The sequence below is a fragment of the Aedoeadaptatus acetigenes genome, from assembly GCF_025566985.1.
In the GTDB taxonomy this organism is placed as follows: domain Bacteria; phylum Bacillota; class Clostridia; order Tissierellales; family Peptoniphilaceae; genus Aedoeadaptatus; species Aedoeadaptatus acetigenes.
On sequence record NZ_JAOQJD010000016.1, the window covers coordinates 39803 to 48070 of the forward strand.

The window sequence follows — 8268 nt, forward strand, 5'->3', positions numbered from 1 at the left end:
CCCGAAGAAAGGTTCTTTTACTTTCGATTATAAATAGTTAAGGGGATTTTGCACCGCGCCGTTGACCCGCACTTCAAAGTGCAAGTGCGCGCCGGTACTCATGCCCGTGCTGCCCACATAGCCGATGGTTTCCCCTGCGGAGACGGATTGCCCCGGGCTCACAGCTCTGGAAGACAAGTGGGCGTAGACCGTAACTTTGCCGCCGTGGTCGATCATAATGCAGTTGCCGTAGCCGCTCATAAAGCGGGAGGCGATGACCGTGCCCGATGCAGCACTGACCACCGGGGTGCCGTTGGGGGCGCCGATGTCCACGCCGGTGTGGAGCTTGCGGTATTTCAAAATCGGGTGGATTCGGTAGCCGAAAGGCGACGTGATCCGGTGATGGCCGGGGACGGGCCAGTAAAGCTCGCCGGTTTTCGCTTCCGGCGTGGCCTTTTCGCCGTAAGATACCACATCGTCGGAGACGGCGGGCGCGCTTTTTACGGATGCCGATCGAGTCGATACGGTGCGGCCGGTTGAACGGCTCGCCTTTCTCGCAGCCGCTTCCTTTTCGCGACGGGCTTCTTCCGCCGCCGCTCTTTGCTTGGCGAGGCGGGCCGATTCTTCTTCCTTGGCCTTTTGAATGGAAAGATCCAGATTGGCGATTTGCGATTCAATGGCGTCGGACTCGCGAAGCATGGCGTCGTATTGGGCTTCGTAAGCACTTAAATTGCTCATGAGGCTGTTCATGTAGCCGGTCTTTTGCGCATTGGCCGCTTCAAGATTGCTACGCTCGATGCGGGCTTGTTCCTGCTTTTGAGCCAATTGCTTTTCCTGCTCGGCGAGAAGGGCTTGCTTCTCTTCAATTTCCTTTACCTTGGCGTTGATTTCGTCGATAAGCTCCCGGTCGCTGGTAGCAATGGAGCGAATCATGCGCGCATTGCCGATGATGGACGTGGCGTCCGTGGAATCCAAAAGAATGTCCAAATAGCCCCGGTCGTTGGCGATGTACATGGCGCGAAGACGCTTGGCGTAAAGATTTTTTTTCTCCAAAAGCTCCGCCTTTGCCGCCTCGAGCTCCGCCTTCGTTTGCGCGATTTCCGCCTGAAGCTTTTGCATTTCGCCGTTTAATTGATCGATTTTAATATTGACTTGGGTAATTTGTGAGTCCAAGGCGAGAATTTCCGCTTGCACCGTGACCACTTGGCTCCTGGTTTGGCTGATCATGGATTGGGTACCCGCCATATTGGATCGAATCGAATTCTTTTTTTGTACCGCTTCCGAACGGGCGGCTTCCAAGCTCGATGCCAGCACCGGCTGGGAACTTAACATTAAAATGGCGAGGGCCGCGGAAAGTTTCTTTCTGTGATTCGCTTGCAAAGTGAACCTCCTTCTGGTTACCGTCTATACATCTAAGAACCGCTTCAGCGACAGAGAGCTTCCGATTAAGCCGACGCCGACGCCGATACATAGAAACATAATGGCCATGTCCTTCAGCATATCCGTCGGGCGAATAAGCCTCAGCCCCATGAGCACATTGAGTTTTTCATCGAACAGGCCGAACATGCCTTTGTAGCCTAAATACACGAGCACCAACGCCAGAGCTCCGGCGACGACGCCGAAGAACATGCCTTCAATGAGCAAGGGCCGACGTATGTAGCCGTCACTGGCGCCGATGTATTTCATAATTTGAATTTCCTGACTGCGATTGGCGATGGTGGATTTAATGGTGTTGTGAATAAGCACAATGGCGATGATCAAGAGAATGGCGACGACGGCCACGCCTAAAATGCGTACCCAATCGTTAATTTGCACGATCTTGCCGATTAATTCATTTAAGTAATCCACCTGGTAGACCCCGGGCATGCCCTGCAGGGTATTGGCCACGGTCTTCGCTTGTTTTATATTGGACAACTGCAAAGTAACGGAGGCGGGAAGAGGATTTTCTTCCATACCTTCCAAGAAATAAGCGTCGTTGGTAAGCTCCATGTTCTTGGAAAACTCTTGCCAAGCCTGTGCTTTGGTGGTGTAGCTCACGTCCTTGACATAGCCCGTGCCCTCGGCCTTTTTGATAATGGCGCGAATACTGTCTTCGTTGGCGTCGTCGTTTAAGTAAACGACCACCTTGTCCACTTTCTTTTCCGTTTCGTTGACGATGCCGGTCATGTTCAAGACCAAGAGCACCACCACGCCGAAAAGGACCAAGACGGCCATAATGGAGATCACGGACAAGAGGCTCATGCCCTTGTTTCTCGCGATGCCTTGAAAGGCCTCTTTTATGTTGTTGCCGAATTGTCTAATCCACCGCATCGTAACCTCCCACGTTCACATCGCTAATGATTCGTCCGTTGTCGAGGGTAATGACCCGGCGCTGCATGTGGTTGACGATATTTCTGGCGTGGGTGGCCATAATCACCGTGGCGCCGTCGTCGTTAATGCGCTTTAAGGTCTGCATGACGGTCATGGCCGTCTCGAAATCCAAGTTTCCCGTGGGCTCGTCGCACACTAAAACAGGCGGTTTGTTCACGATGGCCCGGGCAATAGCGAGGCGCTGCCCTTCCCCACCGGACAATTCGCCCGGGTAACTGTTTAGTTTATCGCTTAATCCGACGAGCTCCAATACTTCCGGCACGCGCTTTTTAATGGTGCGGCCGCTTTCGCCGACGATTTCCAAGGCGTAAGCCACGTTTTCGTAGGCGGTCTTTTTTTGAAGCAGGCGGAAATCCTGAAACACGACGCCCACTTGACGCCGCAATTTGGGTATATACCATGGAGACAATTCGGTGATGTCTTTATTGTTTACGTAAATGTGGCCGCGAGAAACTTTTTCTTCGCAGATCAACAATTTGATTAAAGAACTTTTGCCTGCGCCCGAAGCGCCGACGATAAAAACGAATTGACCGTATGGGATTTCCATATTAATGTCCATTAAAGCCTGTACGCCATTTTTGTACTCTTTATAGACATTTTGAAACGTAATCAACGATCCACCTCATTCCATACAATTTATCTCATTTATTATAGTATAAGTTACAAAAATATGAAAGCGAGGAGCCCATTTGCCATGAAAAAGAAATGTTTACGTAATAATTACAAGAAGATCCGCGACGAGATTCCCGAATCGACGCGGAAAGAAAAATCCCGGGCGATTTTTTCCCGCTTAAAATCCTTAGATGAATACAAAGAGGCGAAGCGTATCTTTCTCTTCGTCTCCATGGGAAGCGAAGTGGAGACCATTCATTGGCTCGACGATTTGCTGAAGGAGAAAGAAGTCTTGATTCCCGCCACGAAAAAAGGCGATTCGGAAATGAAAATGGCCCGCCTTTTATCAAAAGACGAGCTCGTCGAAAATTATTGGGGCATTTTGGAACTGCCGGAGGATTTGGCGCAAGCGCGGGAAGAAACTGTTTGCGATTTAATCATTACCCCGGGCCTGGCCTTCGATCATTCGGGCTACCGCATGGGCTACGGCGGCGGCTTTTACGACCGCTTCTTCTCGAGCCACGAGGGCTTTCGATTGGGCGTAGGCTTTCACGAACAGCTCGTCCATGAAGTGCCCCGCAACGCATACGATCTGCCCGTTCACGCCTTTTTATCCGAGACGGATTGCCTCGTCTTTTGATGGATGGCGTAGACGATTTCCGCTGCCATGTAGGCGGCACCGTAGCCGTTGTCGATATTCACCACGGCCACGCCCTCGGCGCAGGAATTGAGCATGCTTAATAGGGCCGCCACGCCCCCAAAGGACGCCCCGTAGCCCACGGAGGTGGGTACGGCGATAACGGGCACTGAAACCAGCCCCGCCACCACGGAAGGAAGGGCGCCGTCCATGCCGGCGCACACGACGATGGCATCGCACCCGCCGATGGCGTCGATACGTTCGAAGAGGCGGTGGATCCCCGCCACGCCCACGTCATAAAAGGGCACGGCCTTTACGCCGAAATAGGCGAGGCTTCTTGCACACTCCTCCGCCACCTTTCCGTCGGAGGTGCCCGCCGTCACCACGGCCACAGAGCCTACGGGCTCTTTTTTTGTGCCCGCCAAAGCGGTTTCTGAGAGGGGATCGTAATCCAGCCGCTCTTTTAACTCGCCTAATTTTTCGTAAGTCTCCGGAGCGAGGCGCGTAATCAATACATCGCCCTGTGCTTCCAGCAAGCCTTCGATGCAAGCCTTTAAGTGGGCCGGCGCCTTGTTCTCGCCGTAAACCACTTCGCCGAAAAGCCGCCTGCTTTTTCGTTTCGTATCCAAATTATAAAATTGTTTGTCGTCTCTCATCATGGCCTGCTTCTTTCTATCTTTGACAAGTCTTAAAATACGTCACTTCTTTGAAATGTACATCATTCTTTCACAAATGATATAATAATGGCAAGGATGTGATGCTTTGGATCCATTGATTCGCATAAGGAATTTGTACCGAGTCTACCACATGGGCGAAGAAAAAGTCTATGCCCTTCGTGGCGTCAATTTAGATATACAAAAAGAAGAGATCCTCTGCCTCCTGGGAACCTCCGGCAGCGGGAAATCCACACTCTTAAATATGATGGCCGGTTTGGATCGGCCCACAAAGGGCGAGATTATTATTAACAACAAGATCCACATGGAGAAGCTTTCCGAGGAAAAGCTCACGAAGTTTCGCCAATTAAATGTGGGCTTCGTTTTTCAGTCCTATAATTTGATCCCTACCTTAACGGCCACGGAAAACGTGAGTTTGGGGCTTATCTTTAAGGGCGTGAAAAAGCAGGAACGGGAAGAAAAGGCCCGCGCCATTTTGGAGCGTGTGGGCCTGGGCAATCGCCTGGATCACAAACCCAGCGAAATGAGCGGCGGCCAGCAACAGCGGGTGTCCATCGCCCGGGCCTTTGTGGATGCGCCGCCCATTCTCTTTGCCGACGAGCCCACGGGGAATTTGGACACCAACACCTCCGTGGAAATCATGGAGATGATGTGCGATCTCGCCAAGGAACATAAGCAAACCCTCATCATCGTCACCCACGATTTGGAAACCGCCGTCTACGCCAATCGCATCGTCGAGCTGCGTGACGGAAAAATCGTGCGGGACGAAACGCAACAGATCATCGAAAAAGCACGGGAGCTCGAACTTCTCCCCCAAAATAACAACGAGGAGTCCATATGAAAAAACAAACATGGCTATTAGCCGGTTGTCTGGTACTTACAAGCGTCGCGCCCCAAGTGGCCTCGGCTGCAAACGGCGCCAATGCCATTCCCCCGCAGAAGGTGGAATCGACGAGCCACGCCCCCATATCGATTTTAGACTTCACGGACATCAGCTGGCCCCAAGACAACGGCTCGGGGGCCGACATCCCCATTCGCTTCTCCATTAAAAACAACGGCAAAGGCCCCGCGAAAAACATTCGCATTCAAGCGGAATCCCAGGATTTAAACGGCTTAGTGCCGAAATCCGTCACCACAGTGAATGCCAAATACTTCGCCCCGGGTCAAAAGGAAAGCTATACCTTTACCTTTCAAATGACGCCGGGCGGCGATAAGAAAAACTATCCCGTGAAGCTCTCCATCGCCTACGTCGACGTGAACACCAACGAGGTCCACGAGAGCAAGCAGATGGTCACCGTTCGCGCCGCAGGCGGTTCGGATCCCTCACAGGCGGGGACGTCCTCCGGTGATCTTTCCGGCAGCGGGGACTTCTCCGGCGGATCCATGGGCGGCTTCTCCGGCGGTGACATGGGCTCGCCCCTTCCCGTCACAGGCTCCGAGGGCGCATCATCCGGCGGACAGGCTCCTTCCGGCAACAATACACCGAAGCTTGTGATCGACCACTACTCCTACGATCCCGTGGATGTCAAAGCCGGGGTGCCCTTTACCCTGTACTTCCGCATTCTGAATACCAACGGCAAAAAATCCGTGCAAAATCTGCGCGTCGCCCTTTCCGCCGATGCAGCGGAGGCTGTGGATGTGCCCACATCCTCCGGCCAGGGAGCCCAAGGCGCCATGGAAGCCGCCGCATCGAGCGGCGGTGGCGGCAGCGCCTTTATTCCCATCGGCAGCAGCAACACCTTTTATATCGATAAGATAAAGCCGAAAAAGCACGCGGAAAAAGAAATTACTTTGACCACGGCTCCGGATACGGCGCCGCGTACCTACACCATTACGGCGAATTTCGAATACGAAGATTCCGACGGCAATCCCTACACCTCCTCGGAAGTCATCGGCATTCCCGTGATTCAAAGCGCGGAAATCGAACTCGGGGATTTAAAAGTGGACAAGGAAGGCTTCGTCGGCGGCGAAATGCCCCTGTCTCTGGAATTTTTTAACACGGGAAAATCCGTGCTTTCCAATGTGATGGTGAAAATGCGGGGCAATTTCGATGCGGATACCAATACCTACTTCGCCGGCAATGTGGCCCCGGGCAGCGCCCAAACCTACGACGTGAACATTACGCCACGGGCCAAAGGCGAGCAAAAGGGCGAAATCGTCATTACCTACGACGATTCCACAGGCAGAAAACAGGAATTGGTCAAGCCTTTTGTCGTACAGGTGGAAGGCGATATGCCGGCAGGCGATGAAGAAGAGACGGAAGCGCCCCGCCCGGCCTGGGCCGTTCCCTTGGGCGTCGCCTTAATCGCCGCCATTGTCGGCGCCATCGCCTTCTACGTCCGTAAGAAGCGCAAAAAATCCGGCGACGTGGACGACGAGGATTTGACGATCTGATGAGTTACCGCGATCTATTCGACATGGCGAAGAAAAATCTCCTCGCCAGAAAACTTCGCACGGGCCTCACCCTTCTCGGCGTGGTCATCGGCTGCGTATCCATCATTATTATGCTCAGTTTCGGCTACGGCATGACGGAAAACAATCGGCGCATGATCGAAGACTTCGGCGATGTGAAAAACATCAATGTGACGCAAAAGGAAGAAGGCAGCAAGGGCAAGGCCCTGACGCGCAAAACCATTTCGGAATTAAAGGAGCTTCCCCACGTGGTGGACGTGACGCCGGTTTACAACACCAGCGTGAACATGAAGCTCAGAAAATTTCAATCGGATTTTGTGGGCATTACGGCCATGGAAAAGCACACCTACGATTCCCTGGGCTGGGAGATGGAAAAGGGCAGTTTCTTCCACGGCGACGGCAAGGGCCAAATGCTTTTCGGAAGCAGCGTCGTGGATATGTTTTACGATCCCACGGGCTCCACGACCATGCCCGCCATGGACGACGGCGAGGATCCGCCTCCGCTTTTTAATGCCGCGGGAAAAAGCATGACCATTACCTCCTCGGATTCGATGATGCCGGGAGAGAATATGGGCGCCGAGAATCTTTCCACGGAAATAAAAGTCACCGGCCTCATCGCCAAGACGAAAAAAATGGACTACGACAACAATGTCTTTATGACCGTGGACGGTTATATGGATTTAATGGACCGCTTAAAGATGCCGCGGCCCAACACCCACAGCTACGACCGCATTCAAGTGCGGGTGGACGATATGAAAAATGCTGAAGATGTTACATCTAGTATAAAAGCCCTGGACTACGATGCTTCCGGCATGATCGAACTTATTAAGAGCATGAACAAAGGCATGGCCATCGTCAACGCCATCTTCGCCGGCATCGGCTCCATTTCCTTTATCGTCGCCGCCATCGGCATTGCCAATACCATGATTATGTCTATTTACGAACGCACACGGGAGATCGGCGTCATGAAAGTCATCGGCGCGTCGATTCAGGACATTCAAAAGCTCTTCCTCACGGAGGCCGCCCTTATCGGCTTTATCGGCGGCGTCATCGGTGTGGCCCTGAGCCTGATCTTAAGCGCCGGTTTTAATCTCATCGGCAACCGATTCGCCATGGCACAAGGTGCGGAAGAGGCCGTAAAAATCTCCCACATTCCCCTGTGGCTCGTCTTGGTGGCTCTCGTCTTCTCCACCCTGGTGGGCATCGCCGCCGGCTACTTCCCTGCCAAGCGCGCCATGAACCTCTCGGCCCTGGATGCCATTCGCAGCGAATGATTGTTTTCGAAAAAATCGAAAATGTTTCACGGGCCATCGACATTTTATAAGTCTTTCCATTGAAAAAGGACCTCTTTTTACAGAGGTCCTCTCAGACTGCAGACAAACTCCGAATAAAACTCGGGGTTTGTCTCTTTTTTATGTATTTTTTCCATAAATCAGCAAAAGAAGGGCCGCAGTTTCCCCTCTCCCGATCTCTTCGATCCATCATTAGTGCCAGTTTTTTCATGTTCATGCATGCAAAGGTCAGCACCGCTTTCAGGTCCATTTTCTTTCGTCCACGCTGGTTGGTGTAGCGAAGGCCATGGTA

At 52.7% G+C, this 8268-nt stretch carries 8 protein-coding genes and 1 pseudogene; 4 read left to right on the forward strand and 5 right to left on the reverse strand.

Annotated features, from left to right (window positions below; translation table 11 throughout):
- Positions 1-27: 27 nt before the first annotated feature.
- Genes OCV31_RS08690 through ftsE form a run of 3 tightly spaced genes read right to left on the reverse strand, consistent with a single transcriptional unit; the run spans position 28 to position 2962 of the window.
- On the reverse strand, positions 28-1359 hold the full coding sequence (locus OCV31_RS08690; RefSeq protein WP_148474379.1) for a murein hydrolase activator EnvC family protein: 1332 nt from the start codon (positions 1357-1359) through the stop codon (positions 28-30).
- A 24-nt stretch (positions 1360-1383) separates the two neighbouring features.
- Positions 1384-2289 carry a permease-like cell division protein FtsX gene (gene ftsX, locus OCV31_RS08695; RefSeq protein WP_148474381.1) on the reverse strand — a complete coding sequence of 302 codons (906 nt, stop codon included), beginning with the start codon at positions 2287-2289 and terminating at the stop codon, positions 1384-1386.
- Positions 2276-2962 carry a cell division ATP-binding protein FtsE gene (gene ftsE, locus OCV31_RS08700; RefSeq protein WP_148474383.1) on the reverse strand — a complete coding sequence of 229 codons (687 nt, stop codon included), beginning with the start codon at positions 2960-2962 and terminating at the stop codon, positions 2276-2278. The genes ftsX and ftsE overlap by 14 nt, the downstream gene beginning before the upstream one ends.
- Positions 2963-3043: 81 nt before the next feature.
- On the opposite strand from ftsE, the gene OCV31_RS08705 reads away from it, so the two are divergent.
- Positions 3044-3601, forward strand: a complete 558-nt coding sequence (locus tag OCV31_RS08705) for a 5-formyltetrahydrofolate cyclo-ligase (RefSeq protein WP_267303916.1) — start codon at positions 3044-3046, stop codon at positions 3599-3601.
- Here OCV31_RS08705 and larB read toward each other — a convergent pair.
- Complete coding sequence (gene larB, locus OCV31_RS08710) at positions 3562-4257, reverse strand: nickel pincer cofactor biosynthesis protein LarB (RefSeq protein ID WP_267303917.1); 696 nt, start codon at positions 4255-4257, stop codon at positions 3562-3564. The genes OCV31_RS08705 and larB overlap by 40 nt on opposite strands.
- A gap of 103 nt (positions 4258-4360) precedes the next feature.
- Here larB and OCV31_RS08715 point away from each other — a divergent pair, with 103 nt between their 5' ends.
- The 3 genes from OCV31_RS08715 to OCV31_RS08725 are packed head-to-tail and all read left to right on the forward strand — an operon-like array spanning position 4361 to position 7958.
- Entirely contained in the window at positions 4361-5113 is a 753-nt protein-coding gene (locus tag OCV31_RS08715; protein ID WP_148474387.1) for an ABC transporter ATP-binding protein, read from the forward strand.
- On the forward strand, positions 5110-6666 hold the full coding sequence (locus OCV31_RS08720) for a COG1361 S-layer family protein (RefSeq protein ID WP_148474389.1): 1557 nt from the start codon (positions 5110-5112) through the stop codon (positions 6664-6666). The genes OCV31_RS08715 and OCV31_RS08720 overlap by 4 nt, the downstream gene beginning before the upstream one ends.
- A complete protein-coding gene (locus OCV31_RS08725; RefSeq protein WP_148474391.1) occupies positions 6666-7958 on the forward strand; it encodes an ABC transporter permease in 1293 nt (430 codons plus the stop codon). Before OCV31_RS08720 ends, OCV31_RS08725 begins: the two co-directional genes overlap by 1 nt.
- Before the next feature lie 91 nt (positions 7959-8049).
- Here the strand turns inward: OCV31_RS08725 and OCV31_RS08730 are convergent.
- Positions 8050-8268 (reverse strand): annotated as a pseudogene (locus OCV31_RS08730) (hypothetical protein); the annotation flags it as partial.

Excerpts from the sequence above, each read along its gene's own strand:
- larB (WP_267303917.1), bottom strand. The coding sequence starts at position 4,257 with ATGATGAGAGACGACAAACAATTTTATAATTTGGATACGAAACGAAAA.
- ftsX (WP_148474381.1), bottom strand. The coding sequence starts at position 2,289 with ATGCGGTGGATTAGACAATTCGGCAACAACATAAAAGAGGCCTTTCAA.
- OCV31_RS08705 (WP_267303916.1), top strand. The coding sequence starts at position 3,044 with ATGAAAAAGAAATGTTTACGTAATAATTACAAGAAGATCCGCGACGAG.
- OCV31_RS08720 (WP_148474389.1), top strand. The coding sequence starts at position 5,110 with ATGAAAAAACAAACATGGCTATTAGCCGGTTGTCTGGTACTTACAAGC.
- OCV31_RS08725 (WP_148474391.1), top strand. The coding sequence starts at position 6,666 with ATGAGTTACCGCGATCTATTCGACATGGCGAAGAAAAATCTCCTCGCC.